Below are 26,478 nucleotides of genomic sequence, written 5' to 3' on the forward strand. Positions count from 1 at the left end.
TGCCCGTGCGCCCGCGGACGACGACGGCCGCCTCGAGCAGATGCTCGGGCGGCCGTCGCAGGGGTGCAGGGGGCGTCAGCGCACTGCGGAGGACCCTCCGGGGTGCGGGGAGTCGACATCGGTGATGGAGGAGGCCGCGCGGACCGGGGAGCCGGTCGCGGGGACGGCCATCGCGGAGGCGGAGCTGTAGGCGCCGGAGTCGCTGACCCGGGCGCTGACCTGCTTGCCGTAGAGCTCGTCGAAGGTGTCGTCGTAGGAGACGGCGTTCGAGCGGCGCTTGCCCTGGACGGCGTCGACCGCGCCCTTGGCGGTCTCGATCGTCGTCTCGGGGGCGCGCAGCTTCCGCGCCACCAGGAAGGCGACGAGGCCCGCGACGGCTGCGAGCAGGATGAAGACGCCCGCGATGATGAGGAACGCTCCCCAGTGCGGGACGCCGAGCGCGACGAGGCCCCACGCGGCGGCGAACAGGAGCATCACCCAGGCGGAGAGCAGGAGGAACAGCAGCACCGCGGCGCAGGCGGCGACGATGCCCGCCTTGACGCCCAGAGCCGTGATCTCCTTCTTGGCGATGTCGATCTCCTGATGGACGACACCGAGCAGCTCGTCCTTGATGGAGGCGACGAGCTCACCGATCGACCGCTGGGTGGGCGGGGTGGTCGGATCGTTGGTCGTGTTGATCATGGTCGGAGCCTATCGCAGGGGGATGGGGGTGATCGCGCGGGCCGCAGGCCGCCCGCGCCTCAGTCGACGGAGATGCGCTTGCGCTTGAAGCGGTCCTCGGCCCGCGGCCCCGCGGAGGAGGACTGCCGCACGACCAGGGTCGGGGCGACCGCGACGTCGCGCACGGGGACGTCGTGCCCGGAGATGCGCTCCACCACGAACTGCGCGGCGATCGCGCCGAGGCGATCGGAGTTCGGATCGATCGAGGTGAGCTCGGCGGTGCCGGAGGCGGCGAGCGAGGTGTTGCCGTAGCCCGCGACAGCGAGCTGACTGGGGACGTCGTATCCGGCGGAGCGCGCGGCGGCGAGGACGCCGATCGCCGTGACGTCGTTGGCGCAGGTCACTGCGGTGGGGACCTGGCTGCCGCGCAGCAGCATCGAGCCGGCGGTCTGGCCGACCTGCTCGGTGAAGTCGCCCGGCTCCACGCGTGCGGAGGCGCTGAGGCCGTGGCGCTCCATCGCGTGGCGGAAGGCGTCCGCGCGCTCGCGGGCGACGACGGAGCCGACGCCGCCGACGTGCGCGATATCGGAGTGGCCGAGGCTCACGAGGTGGTCCACCAGGAGGCCCTGGCCGACCTCGTCATCGATGCGGACCGTGTCGAAGCGGCCGGCGCGGTCGCGCGAGCACCCGATGCCGACGACGGGGCGATCCCCGGTCGCGCCGAGCGCGTTCTCCAGGTCCTGGAGGTCCGAGACCATGAGGAACCCGTCCACGCCGAGGCGCACGAGCGACTCGATCGCGTCGGTGTCGGCGGCGACGGGGTACTCGGGCACGCGGCGACGGGTGGGCACCACGACCACGGAGCGCCCCGTGGCCGCGAGCTCGATGCGGATCGCGCGCACCAGGTCGGAGATCCAGGTGTTGCGCATGGTGTTCACGAGCACGGCGATGACGCCGTTGTGGTCGGCCTCGGCGGCGAGCTCCTCCATGGGGAAGCCGAGCCGCTCGGCGGCCTCCTGCACCCTGGTGCGCAGGAGCGGACGGATCTCCTTCTCGCCGCGCAGGGCGCGAAGCGCCACCGCCGAGGAGATGCCGAGGCTGTCGGCGACATCGCGCAGCGTGCCGCGCGTGGGGCCGCCGTCCTTCGCGATCGACTCCTCGACGCGCTCGACCTGGTCGATGACCTGGTCGGTGTGCTCCGTCCGGCCTTCTTCGGCGTCGGAGTGCGCATCGATCCGACCGGAACCCATCATGCCGCTTGCGTCGTTGCTCATGCCTCCATTGAACCGCATCCCGCCGCCGGTGCGCGCCGCGCCGGGGGTTTTCCCCCGTGAGGATCTCCGGGAGTCCGGGGCGCGCGGCAGTCCCGCGGACCTCTACGTTTGCAGCATGTCCACTGCTCTCGCCCCCGCCACCGTCCCCGCGCCGGCTCCAGCGCCCGGATCAGCCCCGGCATCCGCGCGGGCGCCGCGCCCCGAGCTGCGCCCGCACCTGCTCGCAGAGGCCGCGAGCCTGCTGGTCTCGGCTCTGCTGTCGTGCACCTGGCTCGTGGTGAGCGTGTCGATGCTCGTGACCGGGTTCTCCGCGCTGCCCGCCGCCCTGAGCGGCCTGCTCCTGCTGGTGCCCTGGGTGATCGCGATGCGCTGGGCCGCGGCTTTCGAGCGTCGGCGCGCCCGCGCCGTGCACGGGGTGGACGTGGTGCGCCCCGCACACCGCGTCTCGGACCGCCCAGGAGCGGGCGGCTGGCTGCACACCCTGGCGCTGGACTCCATCTCCTGGCAGTTCTGGCGCTCGGTTCTCCACCACCACCTCACGATGGCGCTCTCCGCGATCCCGGCTCTGGTGGCGCTGATCGCCCTCTGGGCCGCGTGGACGGCCGGAGAGCTCGCGATCATCGGCGCGCCCCTGGACCTCGGTCCCGTGCACGCAGGTCGCGGCCTGCAGCTGCTTGCCGCGGTGCTCCTGCTGCTCGTGGCTCTGCCCGCGATCGCCGGCGGCGCGCTCGCGGAGCGCGGCCTCGCGCGGGTGATGCTCCCCAGCACCGACGACTCCCTGCGCAGCGAGGTCGCGGAGCTCTCGCAGCGCAGGCAGGGAGCAGTCGACGCCGCGGAGCAGGAGCGGCTGCGCATCGAGCGCGACCTGCACGACGGCGTGCAGCCCCGCCTCGTGGCGCTCGCCATGACCCTCGGCCTCGCCAGGAGCCGCCTGCAGTCCGATCCCGACCGCGCGGGCGCGCTCATCGACGAGGCCCACGCCGAGGCGAAGGCCGTCATCACCGACCTGCGCGAGCTCGCCCGCGGGATCCATCCCGCCGTCCTCACCGATCGCGGTCTGGATCCGGCGCTGTCCGCCCTCGCGGCGCGCTCCCCCGTTCCCGTGGATCTGCATGTGGCGGTCCCCGAGCGGCTGGGCCGCGAGCAGGAGGCTGTCGCCTACTTCGTGGTCTCCGAGGCGCTCACCAACATCGCCAAGCACGCGGGCGCCTCCAGGGCGCGGGTGGATGCCGTGCTGGCCCGGCCCGAGCGCGTACTGCACGTGCGCATCGAGGACGACGGCCGCGGCGGCGCCGCCGTGCACCACGACGGCATCTCCACGGGTCTCGCCGGGCTCACCGACCGGGTGCGCGCGGCCGGCGGGCACCTCGAGGTGTCCAGCCCCGCCGGCGGGCCCACCGTCCTCACCGCCTCCCTGCCCATCCCGACCCCTGCCCCGATCCCCACCCCGAAGGAGCGCTGAGCCATGCGCATCGTGATCGCCGAGGACTCCGTCCTCCTGCGCGCCGGACTGGAGAGGCTGCTGAGCGAGAGCGGCCACGAGGTCCTCGCAGCCCTGCCCGACGCCACCGCCCTGCTCGAGGCGGTGGGCCGGCTGCGCCCCGACCTCGCCCTGATCGACGTGCGGATGCCGCCGACCTTCACCGACGAGGGCATCCGCGCCGCGAGCCTCATCCGTGCGCAGAACCCCGAGGTCGCCCTGCTCGTGCTCTCCCAGTACGTCGAGGAGCGGTACGCCAGCGAGCTGATCGCCGACTCCCGCGGCGCCCTCGGCTACGTCCTCAAGGACCGCGTCGCCGACGTCGAGGAGTTCCTGCGGGTCGTGGAGAGCGTCGGGGCGGGCGGCACCGCGCTCGACGCCGAGGTGATCCAGCAGATCCTCGTGCGCTCGCGCCGGCGCTCCGCGCTCGCCGCCCTCACCGGGAGGGAGCGCGAGGTGCTGCAGCTCATGGCGGAGGGGCGCTCGAACGCCGCCATCGCCGCCGAGCTGTTCATCTCCGCGGGGAGCGTCGAGAAGCACATCTCCTCGCTGTTCCTCAAGCTCGGCCTGTCCCCCGTCGACGGCGAGAACCGCCGGGTCCTCGCCGTCCTGCGCTATCTCGAATCCGAGGAGAACTGATGCCCGCCCCTGTGCACCCCGCTGTCCGCGAGCACCGCTCACCCGCCTCCGACCGACTCTGGCGGATCGCCCTGATCTGCGTCGCCGCGCTGAGCGTGCTGGCCGTCCTCGCCGCGCTCGCCGCCGGCTCCGTGGGAGCAGCCCTCTCCCGCGGATCCTTCGAAGATGTCTCTGCGGTCCACGCCGTCGGCACGCCGTCCGCGCTCACCGTCCGCTCGCACGCCGCGGACGTGCGGGTCATGGTGAGCGAGGGGGTCTCCGAGGTGACGCTCGCTCTCGTCGAGGAGGGCTCGGACGATCTGCCCGGCCCGGGGGACACGCTGCGTGCGCGCTGGACGCAGTCCGAGGGCGCCGCGAACGGCGGCCGGGGCGCGGCGCGCGAGGGCATCACCGTCGACGTCGTGCAGCCCACGATCTCCGGACCGTCGTCCTGGGCGCTCGGCGACGGCCCCCGCGACCTGCTGATCCTGGTCCCGGCACCTGCCGCGGCGTCCATGAGGCTGCGAGTGGAGGGCGAGGTCGGGAGCATCGAGGCGAGCGGCGCCTGGAAGGGCCTCGAGCTCGTCACGGAGGTCGGCGACGTCACCGCGCGCGACATCGGCGGGGCGGATCCGCAGCACGAGCCCGTGGTCCTGCAGACCGACATCGGAGACGTGTCCCTCACCGCTGCGAACGGGCCCGGCCGCCCCCTCAGCGCGATCTCGAACACTGGCGACGTCACGGTCACCGTCCCGGCCGGCGAGCCCTGGCGGGCCGAGGCCGGCACCGAAGTGGGCGAGGTGCACGTGGACCCCGGCCTCGACGCCGGCCACGCCTACCCCATCGAGGCGCGCACCGAGGTCGGGGACGTGCGGGTGCAGCTCGGCTGAGCCTCAGCCGCGGCCCGTGAGCCCCTTCTGGATCAGATCCATCACCGAGGAGTCCGCGAGGGTCTGGGTGTCCCCGACCTCGCGGTTCTCCGCCACGTCCCGCAGAAGACGCCGCATGATCTTCCCCGAGCGGGTCTTCGGCAGCTCGCTGACCAGCAGGACCTTCCGCGGCTTCGCGATCGGGCCGATCTCCCGCCCGACGTGCGCGCGCAGGGTCTGAGCCGCCGACTCCTCGCCCCCGGCCTCCTCGACGGCATCGGCCGCCCCGGAGCGCAGGATCACGAAGGCGACGACGGCCTGACCGGTCGTCTCATCGTCCGCGCCGACGACCGCGGCCTCGGCGACCCACTCGTGGGAGACGAGCGCCGACTCGATCTCGGTGGTCGAGAGGCGGTGGCCGGAGACGTTCATGACGTCGTCCACGCGGCCCAGCAGCCAGATGTCGCCGTCCTCGTCCTTCTTCGCCCCGTCGCCGGCGAAGTAGCGGCCCGGGAAGCGCGACCAGTAGGTGTCGCGGAAGCGCTGGTCATCGCCCCAGATCCCCCGCAGCATCGAAGGCCACGGCTCGGAGAGCACGAGGTAGCCGCTCTGCCCGTCGGCCACCGGCTCCCCGGCGTCGTTCACGACGTCGGCGCTGATTCCCGGCAAGGGCACCTGCGCGGAGCCGGGCTTCAGGGCAGTGACGCCCGGGAGCGGGGAGATCATGATGGCGCCCGTCTCCGTCTGCCACCAGGTGTCGACGATCGGGCAGCGGCCGCCGCCGATGACCCGGTGGTACCAGAGCCACGCCTCGGGGTTGATGGACTCGCCGACGCTGCCCAGCAGGCGCAGCGAGGACAGGTCGAAGCGCCCGGGGATCTCCTCGCCCCACTTCATGGCCGTGCGGATCGCCGTGGGCGAGGAGTAGAAGATCGTGACGCCGTGCTTCTGCACGATCTCCCACCACCGGCCCTGGTGGGGGGTGTCAGGGGTGCCCTCGTAGATCACCTGGGTGGTGCGGTTGGCCATCGGGCCGTAGACGACGTAGGAGTGGCCGGTCACCCAGCCCACGTCGGCCGTGCACCAGTAGACGTCGCTGTCGGGGCGTACGTCGAACACCGTGCGGTGGGTGAATGCCGCCTGCGTGAGGTAGCCGCCGGAGGTGTGGACGATGCCCTTGGGCTTCCCGGTGGTCCCGGAGGTGTAGAGGATGAACAGGGGATGCTCCGCCTCGACCATCACGGGCGCATGCTCGGCCGATGCGCTCTCCCGCGCCTCGTGCCACCAGATGTCGCGGCCCTCGGTCCACTCGACCTCCCCGCCCGTGCGGCGCACGACCAGCACGTGCGTCACGCTCGGAGCGCCGCCGGCGAGCGCCGCGTCCACGGCGCCCTTGAGCCCCATGGCCTTCCCGCGGCGGAACTGGCCGTCGGCGGTGATGACGACCTTCGCCTCGGCATCCTCGATGCGCGAGCGCAGGGCATCGGCGCTGAACCCGCCGAACACGACCGAGTGCGGTGCGCCGATGCGGGCGCAGGCGAGCATCGCGAAGACCGCCTCGGGGATCATCGGGAGGTAGATCGCGACCCGGTCCCCGGTCGCGACCCCGAGGCCCTCGAGCACGTTCGCCATCCGGCTGATCTCCTCCTGCACCTGCGCATAGGTGAAGGAGGCGCCGGAGCCGTCCTCGTACTCGGCCAGCAGCGCGGTCTGCGCCCCGTGGCCCGCCTCGACGTGCCGATCCACGCAGTTGAAGGCGACGTTGAGAGTGCCGTCGGCGAACCACCGGGCGCGCGGCGCCTCGCTCCAGTCGAGAGTCTGCTCGGGCTCGCGGTCCCAGCTCAGCGCCCGGGCCTGCTCGGCCCAGAATCCGAGCCGGTCCTCCGCCGCGGCCTCGTAGAGGGAGGCGTCTGCGCGCGCCGCGCGGGCGAACTCGGGGCTCGGCGGGAAGGTGCGGGCGGCCGGGGCGTCGGCCGAGGCGGCGGGAGCCTGCGAGCAGGCGCCCTGCGCTGCGCCGGGCTGCGCGGTGCGGTCCTGCTCCGAGGGGGTCGCTGATGCGGTCATGTCTGCTCCTGGGATCGGGGACCCCGGGAGCCGAGCGGCGCTGCCGGCGTGCGCGACCGCCGGGGCGAGCGGTTCGCCAGCCACCGTATCGCACGAGACCTGGGTCACCCTGCAGGGGCCGAGGGGCGGCCTTCGCGTCGGACCTCCTCGAGCGGCTGCCCGCTCAGTCCGCCAGCGGCTCCCAGCTCAGGGAGCAGCGACCTGCCGTGACCTCGGCGATGATGCCCTGGAGCCTGCGCGGGCTCTCCTCGACGGTCTCCGCGTCGAGCGCGAAGGCCTGGCCGGTGCGGTAGAGGCCGGTGAGCTCCTTGCGCACCCGCACCTTCCCCTCCCCGCGGGGGAGCTCGACCTGGGCGATGATCGCGCCCGCCGGGCGGATCGACCAGGCGCTGAAGGAGCGGATCTCCTCGGGCGCGGTGCGCAGCGGAAGGGCGACGTCCACGACGGCCGCCTCCCCTGCGCGCAGTGGCCGCTCGAGCAGGAGCTCGAAGGCGATCCGCCCCGAGGGGAGCTCGCACTGGCGCGCGATGCGCGCGCCGCGACCGGGGCTCAGCGCGTCGATGCGCGCGTGGGGAGCGTCGAAGATCAGCAGCACCCCGTCGGCCCCGTCGCGGGTGGCCGTCACCACGGCCTCGTAGGCGATGCGCGCCGGACCCTCCTGCGGGTCCAGGAGCAGCGTGGAGACGACGCTCTCCCGGCGCAGCCCGTCGTCCCACCGCAGGCCCCACTCCTCGCGCAGGCTCGTGATCTCGACATTGTCCGCGACCACGGCGCTGACCTCGTTCGAGCTGCGGTAGCGCCAGGCGTCCGCCCCGATCTCCACGTGGTCCGCGAGCGTGCCGTCCTCGAGTCCCAGCACGCTCTCCAGGGCGATCACGACGGGCAGCGAGGAGCGCCTGCGCGGCAGGGAGCGGCCGCGGGTCCAGTAGCTCAGGGTGGCTGCGGAGACGCGGGCTCCGCTGTGCGAAGCGCGGGCTGCGGTCTCCTCGATCGTGAGACCGCTGCGCGCGATGCTGCGGCGCAGGACGGTGGCGAAGCGGCTCTGCGGTCCCGGCTCCGCGGGAGCGTCGGCGCTCGGGTCTGTGCTCGGTTCCGTGCTCGGATCGGTGCTCGGGCTCATGCGATGCTCACCCCTCCCAGTCCCAGGCCGCACGGATGCCGCCGCCGTTCACGCGATGCAGCACGCAGACAGCGCTGCCGTCGGCCCCGATCGCGAGCTCCTTCTCCGGTGTGAGCTGCGGCTCCCCCATACGGTCCGTGCGACAGGTCAGACGAGCCGGGCGATGCGCGGGGTCGAAGCGCATCTCCAGCACGAGCGCCTCGACCGGCTGGCTCGAGCCGTACTCATGGCTGCCCTGGCCCGACGCGCGCGCCCACGGGCCGCCGTCGGGCAGGACCTCGTACTCGATCACGGCCAGCCGCTCGGGCTCGATCGGCGCCTCGAGCACGAGCTCCACCAGTCGCACCCCGTGATCGGCCCACAGCCGGCTGCGTCCGAGCTGCGCTCCCCACAGGGGGCGGATCGACCGCGTGGTCTGCGACTGCTCGGCGCACGGCTGTCCGCCCCAGAGCGTGACGCCCACGCGCTCGACCGCCGAGCGGGTTCCCCGCACCACGCTCCGCACCCGTGAGCCGACGTAGCGTCCCTGCGCGTCGATGCGCGCCACCTCATGCATGAGCAGGCGCTGCAGCGCGTCAGGGGCGGTGAGCCCCATCTCGGCGCGAGCGCGGAGGATCTCACCCTCGATGTCGGAGGGGAGGGTCGAGGGGCGCCTGCGGGATCCCGCCTGCAGCAGGACCTCCACGAGGTAACCGGGCGGCGTCTCGAGGATCGTCTCCAGCGCGAGCACCACGCGCACCCCCTCGGGGCGGCGCGGCCGGGTGTGCCCGCTGCGCCAGTTCGAGAGAGTCGAGGCCGCGCAGGGAGCGCCCGCGAGCCGCAGTCGGCTGCTCACCCGGGCGAGCCCGAGACCCCTCGACTCGAGCGCCGCGGAGAGACGGGTCGCGAAATCGCCCTCGGGCAGAGAAGGCGCCGTCGCAGCTCCCACGTCCACCTCCGACCTGCGCTCGAGCGGGGCGCAGGGCGCGCCACCAGCACGTTCACAGTACCGAATATCGCAATGGCCCGTTTTCCCGCCCGCGCCCGGAGGCATCAGGCCCGCCGGGGGGAGAGCGCCCACGGGGCCGCTCGGCCCCGGGCGGGGGTCAGCACTCGGGCAGCGACACCGGGACTGCCGTGATCGCGAGGCCGCCCATGGCGGTCTCCTTGTAGCGCTCGGACATGTCCTTGCCGGTCTGGCGCATGGTCTCGATCACGGTGTCGAGGGAGACGAAGTGCTCGCCTGTGCCGCGCAGGGCGAAGCGGGCGGCGGTGATCGCCTTCACAGCGGCCATCGCGTTGCGCTCGATGCAGGGCACCTGCACCAGCCCGCCGACGGGATCGCAGGTCAGGCCCAGGTTGTGCTCCATCGCGATCTCGGCGGCGTTCTCCACCTGGGCGGGCTTCGCGCCCATGACCTCGGCGAGCCCTGCGGCGGCCATCGAGCAGGCCGAGCCCACCTCGCCCTGGCAGCCGACCTCGGCGCCCGAGATCGAGGCGTGCTCCTTGTAGAGGGAGCCGATCGCACCGGCGGTCAGCAGGAACCGCACCACGACGTCCTCGGGATCGACGCCCTCCAGATAGTGCGTGGCGTAGTAGAGCACGGCCGGGATGATGCCGGCGGCGCCGTTGGTCGGGGCGGTGACCACGCGCCCGCCGGCGGCGTTCTCCTCGTTGACGGCGAGCGCCGCGAGCGAGACCCACTCGAGCGCGCTGAGCGCACTGTGCTGCGGATCCTCGACGCTGAGCGCCTCGTACCAGGTCGCGGCCCGCCGCTTGACGTCGAGGCCGCCGGGAAGGATACCCGGAGTGCGCATGCCGCGCTCGATGCAGTCGCTCATCACGCCCCACAGGCGCAGGGCCCCGGCGCGCACCTCCTCCTCGCTGCGCCACTGCAGCTCGCGCTGGAGCATCGCGTCGGAGATCGAGATCCCGCGCTCCTCGCACACGCGCAGCAGCTCGGCGCCGGCGGTGAAGATCGCGCGGCCGTCCTCCTCGGCGGTCACCTCGGCGATCGACTGCTCCATGTCCTCCGCGTCGACCACGAAGCCGCCGCCGACGGAGAACATGGGGCGCGTGAGGATCTGGCCGCCCTCGGAGTCCAGGGCGATGAAGGTCATGCCGTTGGAGTGCTGCGGCAGGAACGTCAGGGGGTGCAGCACGATCGAGGCCGGTCGCAGCGAGACCGGAAGGCGCCCGTCGAGGAGGAGCCCGCCGTGCTCGGCGATCTCGGCGACCCGCTCGCGGCCGCGCACGGGATCGACGTACTCGGGGTCGGCCCCTTCGAGGCCCATGACGATCGCATTCAGGGTGCCGTGGCCCTGCCCGGTCGCGGCGAGGGACCCGTAGAGGTGCACTTCGACATCGGCCACACGGGGCCCGATCTGGGGATCGTCCAGGATCTCGCGCGCGAACGTCGCCGCGGCGCGCATCGGACCCACCGTGTGGGAGCTCGAGGGCCCGATGCCGATCTTGAACATGTCGAAGAGGCTGATGCTCACCGAGAACGTCTCCTAGCACTGCTCATGCCGCGGCCCGAGACCGAGGGCCGACCCTGTCGGGCCCTCCCCTGGTCCTCTCCGCGACTGCTCTGCGAACGGCCCTGGCCTGCGGACCGTCCCTGTCCTGCTCCGCGCGACTGCCTCCCGCGCCCCTGGCCCTCCTCGGTCTTCCCCGCGCCGGAGCCGACACGGGCAGGTCGACCCTGGGCGGAGCGCTGAGAGCCGGTGCGGCCCTCAGCGGAGCGGCCGCCCTGCGAACGGCCCCGGCCGCCTTCGCGGGACGAGGTCTCCTCGTCCCAGGCGGCGCGGCGCTCCTCGTTGAGGCGTCGCTCCAGCGCGCGGCTCTCGTTCGCTCCGTGCGCTCCCTTCAGCCGGAGCTTACGCGGGGCCCCCTTGTACTTCGTCTTCGCAGGGTCCTCCGCCATCTCGCCCGCCGGACGGCGCCCGCCGAGGCGCGCGAGGACCTCCTCGCCCGCATGCTCGACCTCCTCCCACTGCGCCTGCACCGCAGCGCCCTCGAGGACCGAGCGGGTGCTCTTGACCTGATGCGGCAGGGCGAGAGTGACGACGACGCCTGCGGCGCCCGCGCGGGCGGTGCGGCCCGAGCGGTGCACGTACTCCTTGACGTCGTCCGAGGGGTCGGCGTGGATGACCATCGTGATGTCGTCGATGTGGAGGCCGCGGGCGGCGACGTCGGTCGCGACGAGCACCGGATAGGCGCCCGCGCGGAAGCCGGCGAGCACGTTGGTGCGCAGGCCCTGCTGCTTGTTGCCGTGCAGCGCCGCGGCGGGCACTCCCACCTCCACCAGCTCCTGGGCGACGCGCTCGGCGCCGAGCTGCGTGCGGGTGAAGATCAGGGTGCGACCCTCGCGCGCGGCGAGCTGCGCGGTGATCTGGCGCTTCTGCTTGGGGTTGATGGCGAGCACGTGGTGGTCCATCGTCGCGACGGCCGCGGTGACCGGGGTCGTCTCGTGCTCGATCGGATCCACCAGGAAGCGATCGGTGATCTCCTCCACCTGCCCGTCGAGCGTCGCCGAGAACAGCATCTTCTGCGTGCCCATCGGGGTGGCGGCGAGGATCTGCTCGACCTGCGGGAGGAAGCCGAGGTCGGCCATGTGGTCGGCCTCGTCGATCACGGTCGACTCGACGAAGTCCAGGAACAGCGCCTCGCGGGAGGCGAGGTCGAGCAGGCGACCGGGGGTGGCGACGATGATCTCGACGCCCTTGTTCAGCGCCTCCGCCTGCTTCTCGATGTTCATGCCGCCCGCCACCAGCTGCGCGCGCACGCCGACGGCGCGGGCGAAGGGGTGGATGGTGTCGACCACCTGCGCCGCGAGCTCGCGCGTGGGCACGAGCACCACGCCGAGGGGGCGCATGCGGTGCACCTTGCGGCCGCGGAAGCGGGCGGTCATCGCGAGCGCGAAGGCGAGGGTCTTGCCGGATCCCGTCTCGGCGCGCGCGAGCACGTCGCGCCCGGCGAGCGCATCGGGCAGGATCGCCTCCTGGATCTCGAAGGCGCGCTCGAAGCCCTGCTCGGCGAGAACCCGCAGGAGCTCGGAGGGCAGAGCCATGTCCTCGAAACGGGAACTGGAATGCGTGCTGCGGCGACGGGCCTTGGGCATGGTGATCCTCCTTGCGATACGGGCCTTCCCATCATCCCGCATGGCTGCACGTGGGAGAATGGAAGGCGATGATGCGCACTCTGATGACCTCGAAGATCCACCGCGCGACGGTGACCCAGGCCGACCTGCACTACGTCGGCTCCGTGACGCTCGACGCCGCCCTGATGGAGGCGGCCGGGATCGTGGAGAACGAGCAGGTGAGCATCGTGGATGTCACCAACGGTGCGCGGCTGGAGACATATGCCATCACCGGGGAGGCGGGCAGCGGGATCATCGGGATCAACGGCGCCGCCGCGCACCTGGTGCAGCCCGGGGACCTCGTGATCATCATCGCCTACGGGCTGATGGATGCCGCCGAGATGGCCGCCCACCAGCCTCGCGTGGTGCACGTGGATGAGCACAACCGCATCGTGAAGCTCGGGAACGATCCTGCCGAGCCCGTGCCCGGCATGCCCGATCAGCGCCCCGGGCGCTGATCGCGGGAGCGCGCAGCCGTGGCCGGGGTCCTCTCGGGATTCTTCATCGTCTGGGTGCTCATCGGCATCGGCTGGGCGATCGGCCGCACCGGCGTGCTCGGCCCCGATGCGCGCTTCGTCCTGAACCGCGTCACCTTCCTCCTCGCCTCCCCCGCTCTCGTGCTGGTCTCGCTGCTGGACAGCGATCTCGCCCAGGTGCTCTCCGTCCCGATGCTGGTCGCGGGGCTCTCGGGGCTCAGCGTGGGGGCACTCCTCCTGCTCGCGCTGCGGCTGCTGACGGCCGAGCGCGGAGCGCGCCTGGTGGTGGCGGCGATCAGCGGCTCCGTGGTCAACGGCGCGAACATGGGCTTCCCGATCGCCCTGTACGTGCTCGGGGACACCTCGCACGCGCTCCCCGTGATCCTCTTCCAGCAGGCCGTCTACACGCCGCTGTACCTGTTCGTGCTGCACGCGGTCACCACGCAGATGCGCCCGAGCCTCGTCGGCATCCTGAAGAACGTCGGCGCGAACCCGACGATCATCGCCGCCGCTGCCGGCATCGCGATCGTGCTGACCGGAGCGACCGTGCCGTCAGTCATCCTGCAGCCGTTCCAGTCGATCGCCGACATGGCGATCCCCGCGATGCTGCTCGCCTACGGCATCTCGCTGATCGGCTCGGCGCCCTTCGCGAAGGCCGACGGCAACCGCGGCCTCATCGCGGTCGCCGCGAGCGCGAAGCTCGTGGTGATGCCGCTCGTGGCCCTCGGGATCGGCGCGGCGCTCGGCCTGCGAGGCCATGACCTCTTCGCCGTGGTGGTGATGGCGGCGCTGCCCACGGCGCAGAACGTGTTCGTCGCGGCCTCGCGCTACAAGGTCGGCGAGAACCTCGCCCGCGATACCGTGCTGGTGACGACCGTGGGCACTGTCGGGACGCTGCTGCTGGCCTCGGCCCTGCTGGGCTGACCAGGGCTATACTGGACCCATGGCTGCTCGCCTCCTGCTTCCGTAGCCGCATCGAGATGAGCCCCCGAGGATCGGGCGGCGTCGATGCGGCCCCCTCGCCTGTGCGGGGGTTTTCTCATGTCAGGGGGCATGCGCCCCACCGGTCGCCGCCCACCGGGCGCCCGGACCACGCACCGAGCAAGGAATCACCCACCATGAGCGAGGCACCCTTCCGCTACACGGCCGCGATGGCCGATGAGATCGAGAAGCGCTGGCAGCAGCGCTGGGAGGACGACGGCACGTTCCACGCCGTGAACCCCGTCGGCCCCCTCAGCGACGGCACCCCCGCCTCCGAGCTCGGCGAGAAGATGTACATCATGGACATGTTTCCCTACCCCTCGGGGAAGGGGCTGCACGTCGGCCACCCGCTCGGCTACATCGCCACCGACGTCGTCGCGCGCTTCCACCGCACCCGCGGGAAGAACGTGCTGTACACGATGGGCTACGACGCGTTCGGCCTGCCCGCCGAGCAGTTCGCGGTCCAGACCGGCACCCACCCGCGCGTGACCACGGAGGCCAATGTCGCGAACATGCGCCGCCAGCTGCGCCGGATGGGCCTGTCCCACGATCCCCGCCGCTCGCTCGCCACCACGGATCCCGCGTTCGTGAAGTGGACGCAGTGGATCTTCCTGCGGATCTTCGACTCCTGGTACGACCCCTCGGCCGCGAACGCCGACGGCGCCACCGGTCGCGCCCGCCCGATCTCGGAGCTGCCCGGTGCCCTGCGCGCGGGAGAGGTCGATCCCTTCGCCCTCGCCGATCGCCAGGGCATCACCCTGCCGGAGGAGTGGGCGGGCCGCACAGCGGCCGACGTCGCCTCGGCGAGCGACGCGGAGCTCGAGCGCCTGGCGGAGTCCTTCCGCCTCGCCTACATCTCCGAGACCCCCGTGAACTGGTGCCCGGGCCTCGGCACGGTGCTCGCCAATGAGGAGGTCACGCCCGAGGGCCGCTCGGACGTCGGCAACTTCCCCGTGTTCAAGCGCACCCTGCGCCAGTGGAACATGCGCATCACCGCCTATGCGGACCGCCTGCTGGAGGACCTGGACCGGGTCGACTGGCCCGAGTCGGTGCGCTCGATGCAGCGCAACTGGATCGGCCGCTCGCGCGGCGCGCAGATCACCTTCACCCTCGAGGATCTCGCCGGCGCCTCCTTCGACGTGTTCACCACGCGCGCCGACACCCTGTTCGGCGCGACGTTCTGCGTGCTCGCCCCCGAGCACGAGCTGCTCGCGGATCCCCAGGCCCTGCCTGCCGCCTGGCCGCTCGAGGCGCCCGCCGCGTGGAAGGACGGCGCGGCAACCCCCCGCGAGGCCGTCGCCGCCTACCAGGAGCGCGCCGCGGCCGCCGATCCGGCCGAGCGCACCGCCGAGGGGCGCGAGAAGACGGGCGTGTTCACGGGCCTGTACGCCGTGAACCCGATGGACGGCCGCCGCCTGCCGGTGTTCACCGCGGACTACGTGCTCACCGGCTACGGCACGGGCGCGATCATGGCCGTGCCCGCCGAGGATGAGCGCGATTTCGCCTTCGCCGAGCGCTACGACCTCCCCGTGATCCGCACCGTCCAGGTGCCGGACGGCTTCGAGCGCGGCGCCTACACGGGCGAGGGCGAGAAGATCAACTCCGCCGGCCCGGGCCTGGACCTCAACGGGATGGCCAAGGAGGAGGCCAAGGCCGCCGCCGTCCGGTACGCCGAGGAGCAGGGATTCGGCCGCGCCCGCACCACCTACCGCCTGCGCGACTGGCTGTTCTCGCGCCAGCGCTACTGGGGCGAGCCCTTCCCGATCGTCTACGCGCTGGACGATCCGGAGACCCCGATCGCACTGCCCGAATCGATGCTGCCGGTGGACCTGCCCGAGGTCACGGACTTCTCCCCGAAGACCTTCGATCCGATGGACGCCGAGACCGAGCCGCAGACCCCGCTCTCGCGCGCGACCGACTGGACGACCCTCACCCTGGACCTGGGCGACGGGCCGCGCCAGTACCGCCGCGACACCAACGTGATGCCCCAGTGGGCCGGGTCCTCCTGGTACCAGTTGCGCTACATCGACCCCAGCGACGATCAGCAGCTCGTGGCGCCCGAGAACGAGGAGTACTGGCTGGGCCCGCGCGGCGAGGGCGATGTGGGCGGCGTGGACCTGTACGTCGGCGGCGTCGAGCATGCCGTCCTGCATCTGCTGTACGCGCGGTTCTGGCACAAGGTGCTGTTCGACCGCGGCGACGTCACGAGCCAGGAGCCGTTCCACCGCCTGTTCAACCAGGGCTACGTGCAGGCCTATGCGTACACAGATGCGCGCGGGATGTACGTGCCCGCCGCGGAGGTCGTCGAGGAGGCGGACGGCTCCTTCACGTACAACGGCGAACCCGCATTCCAGGAGTACGGGAAGATGGGCAAGTCGCTGAAGAACATGGTGACGCCCGACGACATGTACGACGAGTACGGCGCGGACACCTTCCGCGTGTACGAGATGTCGATGGGCCCGCTGGACCTCTCCCGCCCCTGGGAGACGCGCGCCGTGGTCGGCTCCCAGCGCTTCCTCCAGCGCCTGTGGCGGCTGGTCGTGGACGAGGAGACCGGCGAGGTCATCGTGAGCGACGAGCCGGCCGCGCTCGAGTCGAAGAAGGCGCTGCACCGCGCGATCGACGGCGTCGGCCGAGATATGGAGCAGATGCAGTTCAACACGGCGATCGCGAAGCTCATCGAGCTGGTCAACCACCTCACGAAGTCCGGGACCTCCCCGCGCGAGGTCATCGAACCGCTCGTGGTGATGGTGGCGCCGCTGGCCCCGCACATCGCGGAGGAGCTCTGGGCGCGGCTCGGCCATGAGAGCACCGTGACCCGGGCGCCGTTCCCGGCCGTGGATCCGGAGATGCTGAAGGCCGACTCGGTCACGTGCGTCGTCCAGATCAAGGGCAAGGTACGCCACCGGCTCGAGGTCGATCCGGAGATCTCCGAGGCCGACCTCGAGGCGCTCGTGATGGGCGAGGCCCGCGTGCAGGAGCTCATCGCCGGGCAGGACGTCCGCAAGGTCATCGTGCGCGCGCCGAAGCTGGTGAACATCGTCGTCTGAGTCGGCGATTCCTCCCCAGCGGAGGGTTGTCCACAGCGGGCCCCGGAGGATTCCTCCGGGGCCCTACGCTTCGGGGCAACAGGCCCCCGCGCACAGCGCGGGCCGCTCCTCGGAAGGGTCGCGATGCAGCCCGATCAGACGTCCTCCTCTGCCTTGCCTGTCCTCGACCCGTCCCAGTCCGGCGCTCAGCATCGGCCGAGCGATCTGCGCCTCGGATCAGATAGCCCGTCGGCCCCCGAGCAGCATGCCGGCGCCCAGACGGAGGGGCTCGCTATCGCTGCCCTGGTGCTCGGCATCGTCTCCTTCCCGTTCCTCGTCTTCCCCGTCATCGGCCTGCCGATGGCTGCGATCGCCGTCTGGTTCGGGCATTGGGCACGTCGCGACAGTCCGAAGACGCCGTCCAGGGCCAGAGCGATGGCCACCTGGGGTCTGGCGATCGGCTGGGTGTGCGGGGTGATCAACCTGCTCGAGATTCTCGCCTTCGCCGGATACTTCGTGCTGCTGATCCTGATCGGCATGTCCGGCAGCTGAAGCCTCAGACGCAGCGAGATCGGAGAGCAGAAAGACCGCCCTTCAGTGCCAGGATCTGGCGCAGAAAGGCGGTCTCGCTGCCGGGGGCGGGCCCGTCAGACGGTGCGCGGGGCCTCTGCAGGCTCATCGCGCAGGGAGATGCCCTTGGTCTCGGGCAGCGTGGCGAGCGTGATGATCGAGACCACCAGCATGATCACCGCGTAGATGCCGAAGGTCAGCTGGTTGCCGATCGCCGTGTTGATCAGCGGAGCGGTGCCGCCGAAGGCGGCGATGGCGATCGCATACGGGATGCCGAAGCCGCTCGCGCGGTTGGCGGTGGAGAACATCTCCGAATACATCGCCGGGGCGTGACCGAGGAATCCGGCGAGCAGCACGAGCTGCACGCAGATCGCGAGCACGAGTTGCCAGAACTCGCCCTGCACCAGGAGCACGAGCGGGATGTAGAGGATCGCGGTGCCCGCGAGACCGGCGATCGCGCAGGTCTTGCGGCCGATGCGGTCCGAGAGCGCGCCCCACAGCGGGAGCGCCATGATGAAGACGACGTTGCCGATCAGCGAGGCGCCGAAGGACTCCTGCGCCGTGTAGCCGAGCTCCTGCTTGGCGAGCGAGGCCATCGAGACCGACCAGATGTAGTAGGCGATGGTGAGACCGGCGGTCATGAAGATGACCTGCAGGGAGGTCTTCCAGTTGCGCGCGAGCTGCGTGAACACCCGCACCTTCTCGCCCTGCTCCTCCTGTCGCGCCTTCTCCTCGTGGAACACCTCGGACTCGTCCATCGAGCGGCGGATCCACAGGGCCGCGAGGCCCAGCACCGCGCCGATCGCGAAGGGGATGCGCCAGCCCCACGTCGCCATCTGCTCCGCGGTGAGGACGCTCTGGAGGACCAGTCCGAGCAGGAGACCCATCATCAGGCCCGAGGTGCCGAACACGTAGATCGAGCTGGCCCACAGGCCGCGCCGCTCGCGCGGCGCGTGCTCGGCGATGTAGGTCTGGGCGCTGCCGACCTCGCCGCCGTGGGCGAGGCCCTGGATCAGGCGGGCGACCAGCAGGATCACCGAGGAGAGCACGCCCACCTGCTCGTAGGTGGGCAGGACGGCGATCAGCAGGGAGCCGACGGACGCGCAGATGACGGCGAGCGAGAGAGCGTGCTTGCGCCCCACGCGATCGCCGATCCAGCCGAAGACGACGCCGCCGAAGGGACGCGCCACGAAGCCCACGGCGAAGATCGCCATGGTCTTGAGGAAGTCGGAGGTGTGATCCTCCGGGTTGAAGGCGAGGGCGGAGAAGTACACCGCGAAGCTCGCGTAGATGTTCCAGTCGAACCACTCGAGGCCGTTGCCGATGCCGGTGCCGAGGATGGTCTTCGCTCGGGACTGGCGTGCGGGCGCAGGGGATGGCGCCGAGGCCGACGGGAGCGCGGGGTCGGGGGTGAGGGAGGTGCTCATTGCTCGATCGTACGGATTCTGAGTCTCCGCTGGGGGATCTGCCCGCAGTTGTCGAGAGGCATTCCCGCAGGCTGGCGTCCTTTTTCTACCGTTTTCTCCCTCCCTGCGGCCTCGGCGAGCGCTCCGCCCGCTGAGGAGAGCGGCGGATCGCCGCTGCGCTCGAGGGCGTTCTCCACACCACGAGTCCTCCCCATGACCCCTGCCTCGGTCCCGTCTAGCGTGGCGCGCATGACGATGTTCATGGGAGCAGACACGGACCAGCTGGAGTCCTTCGCCGCGCAGCTTCTCGCTGACGCCGCGCAGGCGGACGCGCTCGGCGAGGCGGCGGAGCGCGCGAAAGGCGTGGAGTGGGAGGGTCCGGATGCCGACGACTTCCGCTCGCGCCTCGGCGAGGTCGCCCAGCGCAGCGGCCAGTGCGCCGAGCAGTGCCGTGCGAGGGCGCAGGAGCTGCGCCGTCAGGCGGCGCAGCAGGATGAGGCGAGCGCAGCGGACGGCGCCGGGTGGTTCCGCGGCACCGGTGGTCCAGGAACCGGTGGGCCAGGCAGTGGTTGGTCAGGAACCGGCACGGCAGGCCGAGGGGAGCACCCAGCCCCTCCGGGCCTCCAACCTCCGCCCTTCGGGAGCCCGCAGAGCCCGTACATCGGGATTCCGGTGCATCCGCTTCCCCTGCCTGCTCCCCTGCCGGCGCTCCCGCCGGACCTGGCGTCACGGCCCTACTTCGGCCCGATGATCTCCCCGGATCCCACACACTCGCCCTTCCCCTGGCCGCAGCCGGGCGCCGCGGCACCGGAGCATGCTCCCGCGGAGCATCTCGAGACCGCACGCACCCTGCGCCACGCGGCCCTCTCCCCCGTGCCGCTCGTCTCCCTGCTGCAGGATGGGGTCGATGCGCACGCGCGCTCCGGGGAGATGATCGACGACGCGGAGGGCTGGGCGCAGGAGCGGGGCCTCGGCGATGCGGCAGCGCCGCTCGCCGGGACGGCCCGCATGCTGCACGGGGCCGGGGGTTTCGCCTTCGGGACGCACTCGGTGGGCGCCACGGTCCTGGAACAGACCGACGCGCTGATCGCGAGCCGCCTGACGACCGCCGAGGACCTCCTCGACGCGGCTGTCGCGGGCGATGGCGCCGCCGGGATCCGTGCGCTCGAGGACGGCGCAGCCCGGGACTCCGCTGCCGTCGTCCGTGGGCTCACGGCCACCGCTGCCCCAGCGCTCACCGACTCCCTCGCACGGGTCTCCGAGGGGGCGGCGGATGCCGTGCGACCCTTCGCCCCCTCGGAGGTGACCGATGCTCTAAACCGCTCGTCGGAGGAGCTCGATCGCGCGACCGAGACATGGGAGGAGGCCCACCGCGCCGTCACCGACGCGGAGGGCCTCCTGGAGGTGCGCCGCGAGCATGTGCCCATGCCATGGGACGCGCCGCGCGGGTGAGCCGACTGCCCGGCTCACCCCGCTGCTCAGAGCTCGGCGGGCCCCTGCGGGGAATCCGCCTCGGGATCCTCGGCTGCTCCCGCGCCCTCGCTCACGCGCAGGCGCAGGGAATCGGCCTCGGGGTCCAGCTCTGCGAGGATCGACTCGCCGTCGTGGACCTCGCCGCGCAGGATCAGCTGCGCGAGGGCGTCTCCGATCTCCTTCTGCACCAGGCGCTTCAGCGGCCGGGCGCCGTAGGCCGGGTCGAATCCGCGATCGGCCAGCCAGCGCGTCGCGTCCTCGCTGACCTCCAGCGAGATCCGGCGCTCGGCGAGCCGCTGCGCGACCGAGGCCACCTGCAGGCTCACGATCCGGGCGATCTCGCTGCGATCCAGCGCGTCGAAGATGACGATGTCATCCAGGCGGTTGAGGAACTCCGGCTTGAAGTTCGCGCGCACCACGTGCATCACGGCCTCGTGCTTCGCCTCCTTCTCCAGTCCCGAGTCCTGGAGGAACTGCGCCCCCAGGTTCGAGGTGAGGATCAGGATGGTGTTGCGGAAGTCGACCGTGCGACCCTGGCCGTCGGTCAGTCGCCCGTCGTCCAGCACCTGCAGGAGCGTGTCGAAGACGTCCGGGTGCGCCTTCTCGACCTCGTCCAGCAGGATCACCGAGTACGGACGGCGCCGCACAGCCTCGGTGAGCTGCCCGCCCTCCTCGTACCCGACGTACCCGGGGGGCGCGCCGACGAGCCGGGAGACCGAGTGCTTCTCCCCGTACTCCGACATGTCGATGCGCACCAGGGCGCGCTCGTCGTCGAAGAGGAACTGGGCGAGCGACTTCGCGAGCTCCGTCTTGCCCACGCCCGTCGGCCCGAGGAACAGGAACGATCCGGTCGGCCGGTTCGGATCCGAGATGCCGGCCCGAGCGCGGCGCACCGCATCGGCGACCTCGCCCACCGCGCGCTTCTGCCCGATGAGCCGCTGCCCGATGACGTTCTCCATGTCCAGGAGCTTCTGCGTCTCGGACTGCAGCAGCCGGCCGGCGGGGATGCCGGTCCAGCTGCCCACCACCTCGGCGATGTCATCGGGGCCGACGCGCTCGGAGACCAGCGGCTTCTGGCCGCTGCCGGCGCTCTGCCCGGTGGCCTCGGCCTCCTCCGCGTCGCGCAGCTGCTCCTTGATGGCAGGGATGTCGCCGTAGAGGATCTTCGAGGCCGCGGTGAGGTCTCCCTCGCGCTGGGCGCGATCTGCGCGCATGCGCAGCTCCTCGAGCTTCGCCTTCAGCTCGCCGACCTGGTTCAGCCCCGCCTTCTCCCGCTCCCAGCGCGCCGAGAGCTCGTCGCGCTTCTCGGTGCGATCAGCGAGCTGGCTGCGCACGCTCTCGAGCTGCGCGACGCTGCCGGGATCATCGCTCCCGGCGAGCGCGAGCTCCTCCATCTTCAGACGGTCCACCTGGCGGCGCAGGATGTCCAGCTCCACCGGGGAGGAGTCCAGCTCCATGCGCTGGCGCGACGCGGCCTCGTCGACCAGGTCGATCGCCTTGTCGGGGAGCTGACGGCCCGAGATGTAGCGGTCGGACATGGTCGCCGCCGCCACGAGCGCGGCATCGGTGATCGAGACCTTGTGGTGCGCCTCGTACTTGTCCTTGAGCCCGCGCAGGATCGTGATCGTGTCCTCCACGGAGGGCTCGCCGACGAAGACCTGCTGGAAGCGGCGCTCGAGCGCGGGATCCTTCTCGATGTTCTCGCGGTACTCGTCCAGAGTCGTCGCGCCGACGAGCCGCAGCTCGCCGCGGGCGAGCATGGGCTTGAGCATGTTGCCGGCGTCCATCGCGCCGTCGCCGCTGCCTCCCGCGCCGACGACCGTGTGGAGCTCGTCGATGAAGGTGATGACCTGGCCCTCGGAGGCGCGGATCTCGTCGAGGACGGCCTTCATCCGCTCCTCGAACTCGCCGCGGTACTTCGAGCCGGCGACCATCGAGGAGAGGTCGAGGGACATGAGCGTCTTGCCGCGCAGCGACTCGGGGACGTCCCCGGCGACGATCCGCTGGGCGAGGCCCTCGACGACGGCGGTCTTGCCGACGCCGGGCTCGCCGATCAGCACCGGGTTGTTCTTCGTGCGGCGGCTGAGCACCTGCACGACGCGCCGGATCTCGCTGTCGCGACCGATCACCGGGTCGAGCTTGCCGTCTCGGGCCTGCGCCGTGAGGTCGACGCCGAACTTCTCGAGACTCTTGAACGTGCCTTCGGGGTTCTGGGTATCCATGGGTGTGCCTCCGCTGAGAGTGGTCATGGCATCGCGCAGGGTCTTCGCGGTCGCGCCGCTGCTGGTGAGCAGCCGTGCGGCCTCATCCTTGCCGAGCGCGATGCCGATGAGGAGATGCTCGGTGGACAGGTAGGTGCGCCCTTCGGCGTCGGCCTCGCGGCGCGCGCTCTCCAGGGCGTCGAATCCGGCCCCCACGAAGGTGGGGTGGGTATCGGTGCCGCTCACCCGCGGCAGGGCGTCGATCAGGGCGGCGGCGCTCGTGCGGATGCCATCGGCATCGACGCCGGCAGCCTCGAGCAGCGCGCGAGCGATCCCGTCGGTCTGATCGGCGAGCGCCCAGAGCAGGTGGGTGGCCAGGACCTGGGGGTTGCCCAGTTCGGCGGCGCGCGAGGCGGCCTGGGTGACGGCCTCCTGCGAGCGAGTGGTGAAGCGGAACTCCACGGTGTTCTCCTCCGGTTCTCCGCGGCGCGGTTCGCGCGCAGCGACGGGTCGGGACGTTGCGAGGAGGTCATCGGGGCGCCTGGGCGGCGGGTGCCGGTGCGCTCTCCGGGAGAGCGGGGTGCCGACCTCGACGGCCTCATACTGTGCAACGGATCCAGGGTTGAGTCTATTCCGCTCAACCCTGGCATCCGTGCCGCCTGCGTCACACACCGATACCATCAGCGACGACGGCCTCCCCTCCTGACCGAAGGATCCCCATGACCGCCACGCCCCCTCTCCCGCCCGGCCATCGCCCTCCCGCGCAGCCCGGCGGGCACCGGCCTGCCGAGTACGTCCACTACGAGGTGCCGCGCCGCTACGACACCTCCTCCCGGCCGGCAGGAGCGATCACCCGCGCGCGCTGGGCCGAGGCGCAGATCCAGCGGCCGCAGGACGCGCCGGCGGAGTCGGCCTGGGCCACGCAGACCCGCCGCATCCAGAACGTCGCCGAGCAGCGCACGCCGATGCCGCTGGGCACCGTGCTGGGGTGGATCCTCTCCGGGGTCCTCGCGCTGCTGCTCGTGGTCGTGCTCGGCTTCTTCTTCCTCATGTACGTGCTCGGCGGCTACGGCGCGGGGGCGTGGGTCGTGCAGTTCCTGCTGGCGCTGGCCTCGCTGCTCGTGATCGCCGGACTGATCGCGCTGGCCGACCGCTGGGATCCGCAGCCGGTGCCGCTCCTGCTCAGCGCCGTGCTGTGGGGCGCCGCCGTCGCCGCAGCGATGAGCTACGTCATCAACACCATGGTCTCGATCCTCGCCTACTCCGCGACCGGCTCCGAGGACAGCGCGAACTTCGTGGGCGCCGTGATCAGCGCGCCCCTGACCGAGGAGACCACGAAGGGCCTCGGGCTGGTCGTGCTGTTCTTCCTGGCCCGGCGCTACTTCAACGGCCCGCTCGATGGTCTGCTCTACGGCGCGCTGATCGGCGGCGGGTTCGCCTTCACCGAGAACATCCTCTACTACGGCCAGTTCTGGGAGGGCGGCGCAGCGGCCACCGCCTTCGGCGTGCTGATCCGCGGCGTGATCGGCATCTTCGGCCACGCGGTGTACACGTCGCTGACCGGCGTCGTCATGGGCCTGGTGGTGCGCCGTTTCGGGACCGTCGCCGGAGCGCTCGTGTTCCTCGTGGCGACCTGGCCGGGGATCGCCCTGCACGCCCTGTGGAACTTCTCCAGCATCATGGTCGCCGGCTCGCTCGGCGGGCTGGCCCTGATCCTCGGGCTCGAGATCGTGATGTCGGCGCTGTGGCTCGTGCTGATCGCGGTGCTGGTGCTGGACGAGGCCCGGCTAACCCGGGTGCGGCTGGGCGACTACGCGAACGCCGGGTGGCTGACGCACGACGAGGTCTCCATGCTCGCGACCTGGCGCGGGCGCCGCGAGGGGAAGGCCTGGGCGCGCACGATCGGGATGCAGTCCGAGATGAAGAAGATGATCCGCGATGCCGCCGAGCTCGCCTCCGTGCGCCAGCGCCTGCTGGCCGACGGCGCGCACCCGCGCACGAGCGCGGTCGAGCGGCTGCTCCTGGATCGCCTCATGGCCCACCGCCGGGTGCTGATGGGCGCGCTGCGCTGAATCAGACCGGCCGCTCGCGGGGCGTCAGCGCTCGAGCGCGTCCTCGTCGTCCTCGGCGTCCGCGCTCCTGCCGCTCCCCGCTGGGGTGGCCCCCTGCGCGCGCCAGCGGTCCATCTCCCGGCGCTCCTTCTTCGTCGGCCGACCGGCCCCGCGCTCGCGGCGGGGCGGCGCCGTGAGCATCTGCGCGATCGGCTCGGGAGAACGGTCCTCGTAGGCGAGGCGCGCGATCTGCGCGCCGACGCGCTTGCTCAGCAGGCGCGTGATCACCACGATCCGCTCCCTCCCGGGCGAGCGCAGGCGCAGCTCGTCGCCGACGGAGAGGCGCTGGGCGGCCTTGATGGGGTCGCCGCCGCGGCGCACGTGCCCTCCGCGGCAGGCGGCGGTCGCCGCGGAGCGCGTCGGATAGAGCCGCGCGCTCCACAGCCACAGATCCGCCCGCACCGGGACCGCGGACTCCGCGTGCGCGGGGATGGTGGGTGCGGGGGGCGTCGCTGCCCTCTCCTCGCCCGGCGCACCGGGCGCGCTCGCTGCCTGATCGCCGCGGGTCATGCCGCCGCCCACGTGATGAGAGGCCACGGGTCCGCGCCATCCAGCTGCGCGGCGAGCGCGAGCAGCAGGGCGTCGTCCCCGTGGCGCACGGCCCCGACCTGCACGCCGAAGGGCAGGTCGCGTCCCTCGACCGCCTCGCGGTGCAGCGGCACGCTGATCGCGGCGGATCCGGTCATGTTCCAGGTGCTCGTCCACGGGGTGAACGCGCACTGCGCGTCGAAATCCGCCTCCGGGTCGAGATCGAGGAAGGCGCTCGGCGGGAGCGGAGGCGCGGCGAGGGTGGGGGTGAGGATCACGTCGAACGGCGCGAAGGCCTCCCCCACCTGCCGGGCCAGCATCTGCATCTGCGTGAAGGCCGCGGCGACCTCCACCCCCGAGTACTCGCGCCCGCGCTCGCGGATCCAGCGGGTGTACGGGGTCAGGAGCTCTTCGCGCTCCGGCGGCAGCGGTATCGCGGCCGCGCCGACGGTCCACAGCGGCATGAACGCGCGCCAGGCGGGCGGCGCGTACGGGGCGGGGATCTGGGTGCAGGCGTGGCCGAGCCCCTCGAGCACGGTCCGGGCGCGCTCCACGGCGCGCAGGGCTCCCGGGTGGACGTCGCAGTCGGCGGCGAGGGGCTCAGTCAGCACGCCGATCCGCAGGGCCTCGGGCCGGGCCTCTCCGCTAGCGGCACCGAGGAGGCTGGAGGGGAGGCCGCCGGAGACGAGACTCCCGGGGGCAGGGAGCGCCTGCGGCCAGGCGTCGCCGGGCCGGGTGCGCGCGATCAGAGAGAGCCCCGCGGCCGCATCCCGGACGCTCCGGGCGAGGACCCCGTCGGTCACGAGTCCGAAGCCCTCCGCGCCGAACGGACCCGGGGAGACGAGGCCGCGCGTCGGCTTCATCCCCACCACGCCGCAGCAGGAGGCGGGGATCCGCACAGAGCCTCCGCCGTCGGAGCCGTGCGCGAGCGGGACGATGCCGGCGGCGACGGCCGCGGCTGCACCCCCGCTCGACCCGCCGGCGATGCGGGTGGGATCCCAAGGCGTGCGCGCCGGAGCGGAGGTCGCCGGCTCGGTGTAGCAGGGCAGTCCGAGCTCGGGCGCGGTGGTGAGGCCGATGGTCACGGTCCCGCCTTCGAGGATGCTCGCGGCGACCCCGTCTGTGACCTCGGCCGTCATGCCTGCGAGCGCGGCGCTGCCTCCTTCGAACGGCTCGCCGGCGATGCGGCTGAGAGCCTTGAGGGGCAGGGGCACCCCGAGCAGCGGACGGGTGCGCGCGAGCTCCTCCCGGGCCTCGCTGCTCCGCGCCGCGCCGAGGGCCTGCGCCGCGCAGTCCGCCTGCCGACGGCTGCGCTCGGTCAGGAGATGGGCGAAGGCGCCGACCGCCGGACCGCGCTCCGCGGCGCGCGCGAGCACCGCCTCGGTGTGCTCCCGTGCGTCGACGGCGCCGCTGCGCAGAGCGGCGGCGAGCTCGAGGGCGCCCAGATCCTCGGGCGGGGCCTCGCGGGGTGCGGGCTCATGGGTGCGCTGCGACATCG

20 protein-coding genes are annotated in these 26,478 nt (G+C 72.1%); 9 read left to right on the forward strand and 11 right to left on the reverse strand.

Going from position 1 to position 26,478, the window contains the following annotated elements; genetic code table 11:
* Positions 1-75 precede the first annotated feature (75 nt).
* Together Bequi_RS00365 and Bequi_RS00370 are read right to left on the reverse strand one after the other, a co-directional pair.
* Positions 76-681 (reverse strand): phage holin family protein, encoded by a 606-nt coding sequence (locus Bequi_RS00365; RefSeq protein ID WP_249736012.1) that lies wholly within the window; start codon positions 679-681, stop codon positions 76-78.
* Between the two features lie 59 nt (positions 682-740).
* The gene (locus Bequi_RS00370) at positions 741-1,934 is read right to left on the reverse strand and encodes a LacI family DNA-binding transcriptional regulator (RefSeq protein WP_249736013.1); all 1,194 of its coding nucleotides are present in this window, start codon (positions 1,932-1,934) and stop codon (positions 741-743) included.
* A 115-nt stretch (positions 1,935-2,049) separates the two neighbouring features.
* Here Bequi_RS00370 and Bequi_RS00375 point away from each other — a divergent pair, with 115 nt between their 5' ends.
* The 3 genes from Bequi_RS00375 to Bequi_RS00385 are packed head-to-tail and all read left to right on the forward strand — an operon-like array spanning position 2,050 to position 4,922.
* Positions 2,050-3,396, forward strand: coding sequence for a sensor histidine kinase (locus tag Bequi_RS00375; protein WP_249736014.1), 1,347 nt, complete (start codon positions 2,050-2,052; stop codon positions 3,394-3,396).
* A gap of 3 nt (positions 3,397-3,399) precedes the next feature.
* Entirely contained in the window at positions 3,400-4,053 is a 654-nt protein-coding gene (locus Bequi_RS00380; protein WP_249736015.1) for a response regulator transcription factor, read from the forward strand.
* Positions 4,053-4,922 carry a DUF4097 family beta strand repeat-containing protein gene (locus Bequi_RS00385; RefSeq protein WP_249736016.1) on the forward strand — a complete coding sequence of 290 codons (870 nt, stop codon included), beginning with the start codon at positions 4,053-4,055 and terminating at the stop codon, positions 4,920-4,922. The genes Bequi_RS00380 and Bequi_RS00385 overlap by 1 nt, the downstream gene beginning before the upstream one ends.
* 3 nt (positions 4,923-4,925) lie before the next feature.
* Here Bequi_RS00385 and acs read toward each other — a convergent pair whose 3' ends face one another.
* The 5 genes from acs to Bequi_RS00410 form a co-directional block, all read right to left on the reverse strand.
* Positions 4,926-6,965, reverse strand: a complete 2,040-nt coding sequence (acs, locus tag Bequi_RS00390; protein ID WP_249736017.1) for an acetate--CoA ligase — start codon at positions 6,963-6,965, stop codon at positions 4,926-4,928.
* A 163-nt stretch (positions 6,966-7,128) separates the two neighbouring features.
* On the reverse strand, positions 7,129-8,085 hold the full coding sequence (locus tag Bequi_RS00395) for a hypothetical protein (protein ID WP_249736018.1): 957 nt from the start codon (positions 8,083-8,085) through the stop codon (positions 7,129-7,131).
* Positions 8,086-8,092: 7 nt separating this feature from the next.
* Complete coding sequence (locus Bequi_RS00400) at positions 8,093-9,013, reverse strand: hypothetical protein (RefSeq protein ID WP_249736019.1); 921 nt, start codon at positions 9,011-9,013, stop codon at positions 8,093-8,095.
* 157 nt (positions 9,014-9,170) lie between these two features.
* On the reverse strand, positions 9,171-10,565 hold the full coding sequence (locus tag Bequi_RS00405; protein WP_347271950.1) for an L-serine ammonia-lyase: 1,395 nt from the start codon (positions 10,563-10,565) through the stop codon (positions 9,171-9,173).
* Positions 10,562-12,187, reverse strand: a complete 1,626-nt coding sequence (locus Bequi_RS00410; protein WP_249736020.1) for a DEAD/DEAH box helicase — start codon at positions 12,185-12,187, stop codon at positions 10,562-10,564. The genes Bequi_RS00405 and Bequi_RS00410 overlap by 4 nt, the downstream gene beginning before the upstream one ends.
* Positions 12,188-12,255: 68 nt before the next feature.
* On the opposite strand from Bequi_RS00410, the gene panD reads away from it, so the two are divergent.
* From panD to Bequi_RS14140, 4 genes are all read left to right on the forward strand, one after another.
* Positions 12,256-12,663 (forward strand): aspartate 1-decarboxylase, encoded by a 408-nt coding sequence (gene panD / locus Bequi_RS00415; RefSeq protein WP_249736021.1) that lies wholly within the window; start codon positions 12,256-12,258, stop codon positions 12,661-12,663.
* 18 nt (positions 12,664-12,681) lie between these two features.
* Complete coding sequence (locus Bequi_RS14315; protein ID WP_249736022.1) at positions 12,682-13,605, forward strand: AEC family transporter; 924 nt, start codon at positions 12,682-12,684, stop codon at positions 13,603-13,605.
* A 194-nt stretch (positions 13,606-13,799) separates the two neighbouring features.
* Positions 13,800-16,712, forward strand: a complete 2,913-nt coding sequence (gene leuS / locus Bequi_RS00425) for a leucine--tRNA ligase (protein ID WP_249736023.1) — start codon at positions 13,800-13,802, stop codon at positions 16,710-16,712.
* A gap of 123 nt (positions 16,713-16,835) precedes the next feature.
* Entirely contained in the window at positions 16,836-17,243 is a 408-nt protein-coding gene (locus Bequi_RS14140) for a DUF4190 domain-containing protein (protein WP_283774553.1), read from the forward strand.
* 95 nt (positions 17,244-17,338) lie between these two features.
* Here Bequi_RS14140 and Bequi_RS00435 read toward each other — a convergent pair whose 3' ends face one another.
* Positions 17,339-18,688: an MFS transporter gene (locus tag Bequi_RS00435; protein WP_249736025.1), complete on the reverse strand. Its 1,350-nt coding sequence runs from the start codon at positions 18,686-18,688 to the stop codon at positions 17,339-17,341.
* 228 nt (positions 18,689-18,916) lie between these two features.
* Here Bequi_RS00435 and Bequi_RS00440 point away from each other — a divergent pair, with 228 nt between their 5' ends.
* Entirely contained in the window at positions 18,917-20,119 is a 1,203-nt protein-coding gene (locus tag Bequi_RS00440) for a hypothetical protein (protein ID WP_249736026.1), read from the forward strand.
* 26 nt (positions 20,120-20,145) lie between these two features.
* Here the strand turns inward: Bequi_RS00440 and clpB are convergent, their stop codons facing one another.
* Positions 20,146-22,803, reverse strand: coding sequence for an ATP-dependent chaperone ClpB (clpB, locus tag Bequi_RS00445; RefSeq protein ID WP_249736027.1), 2,658 nt, complete (start codon positions 22,801-22,803; stop codon positions 20,146-20,148).
* A 257-nt stretch (positions 22,804-23,060) separates the two neighbouring features.
* Between clpB and Bequi_RS00450 the strand changes: the two genes are divergently transcribed.
* On the forward strand, positions 23,061-24,413 hold the full coding sequence (locus Bequi_RS00450; RefSeq protein WP_249736028.1) for a PrsW family intramembrane metalloprotease: 1,353 nt from the start codon (positions 23,061-23,063) through the stop codon (positions 24,411-24,413).
* A gap of 24 nt (positions 24,414-24,437) precedes the next feature.
* Here the strand turns inward: Bequi_RS00450 and Bequi_RS00455 are convergent, their stop codons facing one another.
* Together Bequi_RS00455 and Bequi_RS00460 are read right to left on the reverse strand one after the other, a co-directional pair.
* Positions 24,438-24,884, reverse strand: coding sequence for an RNA-binding S4 domain-containing protein (locus tag Bequi_RS00455; RefSeq protein WP_249736741.1), 447 nt, complete (start codon positions 24,882-24,884; stop codon positions 24,438-24,440).
* Between the two features lie 74 nt (positions 24,885-24,958).
* On the reverse strand, positions 24,959-26,476 hold the full coding sequence (locus Bequi_RS00460; protein WP_249736029.1) for an amidase: 1,518 nt from the start codon (positions 26,474-26,476) through the stop codon (positions 24,959-24,961).
* Between the last annotated feature and the right edge of the window lie 2 nt (positions 26,477-26,478).

The sequence above is a fragment of the Brachybacterium equifaecis genome (assembly GCF_023509525.1).
Lineage (GTDB): Bacteria > Actinomycetota > Actinomycetes > Actinomycetales > Dermabacteraceae > Brachybacterium > Brachybacterium equifaecis.

What these genes read in the sequence shown, in the direction of transcription:
- Bequi_RS00380 (WP_249736015.1), top strand. Translation starts at nt 3,400, where the DNA reads ATGCGCATCGTGATCGCCGAGGACTCCGTCCTCCTGCGCGCCGGACTG.
- Bequi_RS14140 (WP_283774553.1), top strand. Translation starts at nt 16,836, where the DNA reads ATGCAGCCCGATCAGACGTCCTCCTCTGCCTTGCCTGTCCTCGACCCG.
- Bequi_RS00385 (WP_249736016.1), top strand. Translation starts at nt 4,053, where the DNA reads ATGCCCGCCCCTGTGCACCCCGCTGTCCGCGAGCACCGCTCACCCGCC.
- acs (WP_249736017.1), bottom strand. Translation starts at nt 6,965, where the DNA reads ATGACCGCATCAGCGACCCCCTCGGAGCAGGACCGCACCGCGCAGCCC.
- Bequi_RS00375 (WP_249736014.1), top strand. Translation starts at nt 2,050, where the DNA reads ATGTCCACTGCTCTCGCCCCCGCCACCGTCCCCGCGCCGGCTCCAGCG.
- Bequi_RS00450 (WP_249736028.1), top strand. Translation starts at nt 23,061, where the DNA reads ATGACCGCCACGCCCCCTCTCCCGCCCGGCCATCGCCCTCCCGCGCAG.
- leuS (WP_249736023.1), top strand. Translation starts at nt 13,800, where the DNA reads ATGAGCGAGGCACCCTTCCGCTACACGGCCGCGATGGCCGATGAGATC.
- Bequi_RS00370 (WP_249736013.1), bottom strand. Translation starts at nt 1,934, where the DNA reads ATGAGCAACGACGCAAGCGGCATGATGGGTTCCGGTCGGATCGATGCG.
- Bequi_RS00395 (WP_249736018.1), bottom strand. Translation starts at nt 8,085, where the DNA reads ATGAGCCCGAGCACCGATCCGAGCACGGAACCGAGCACAGACCCGAGC.
- Bequi_RS00410 (WP_249736020.1), bottom strand. Translation starts at nt 12,187, where the DNA reads ATGCCCAAGGCCCGTCGCCGCAGCACGCATTCCAGTTCCCGTTTCGAG.
- Bequi_RS00440 (WP_249736026.1), top strand. Translation starts at nt 18,917, where the DNA reads ATGACGATGTTCATGGGAGCAGACACGGACCAGCTGGAGTCCTTCGCC.
- Bequi_RS00365 (WP_249736012.1), bottom strand. Translation starts at nt 681, where the DNA reads ATGATCAACACGACCAACGATCCGACCACCCCGCCCACCCAGCGGTCG.
- panD (WP_249736021.1), top strand. Translation starts at nt 12,256, where the DNA reads ATGATGCGCACTCTGATGACCTCGAAGATCCACCGCGCGACGGTGACC.
- Bequi_RS00460 (WP_249736029.1), bottom strand. Translation starts at nt 26,476, where the DNA reads ATGTCGCAGCGCACCCATGAGCCCGCACCCCGCGAGGCCCCGCCCGAG.
- Bequi_RS00435 (WP_249736025.1), bottom strand. Translation starts at nt 18,688, where the DNA reads ATGAGCACCTCCCTCACCCCCGACCCCGCGCTCCCGTCGGCCTCGGCG.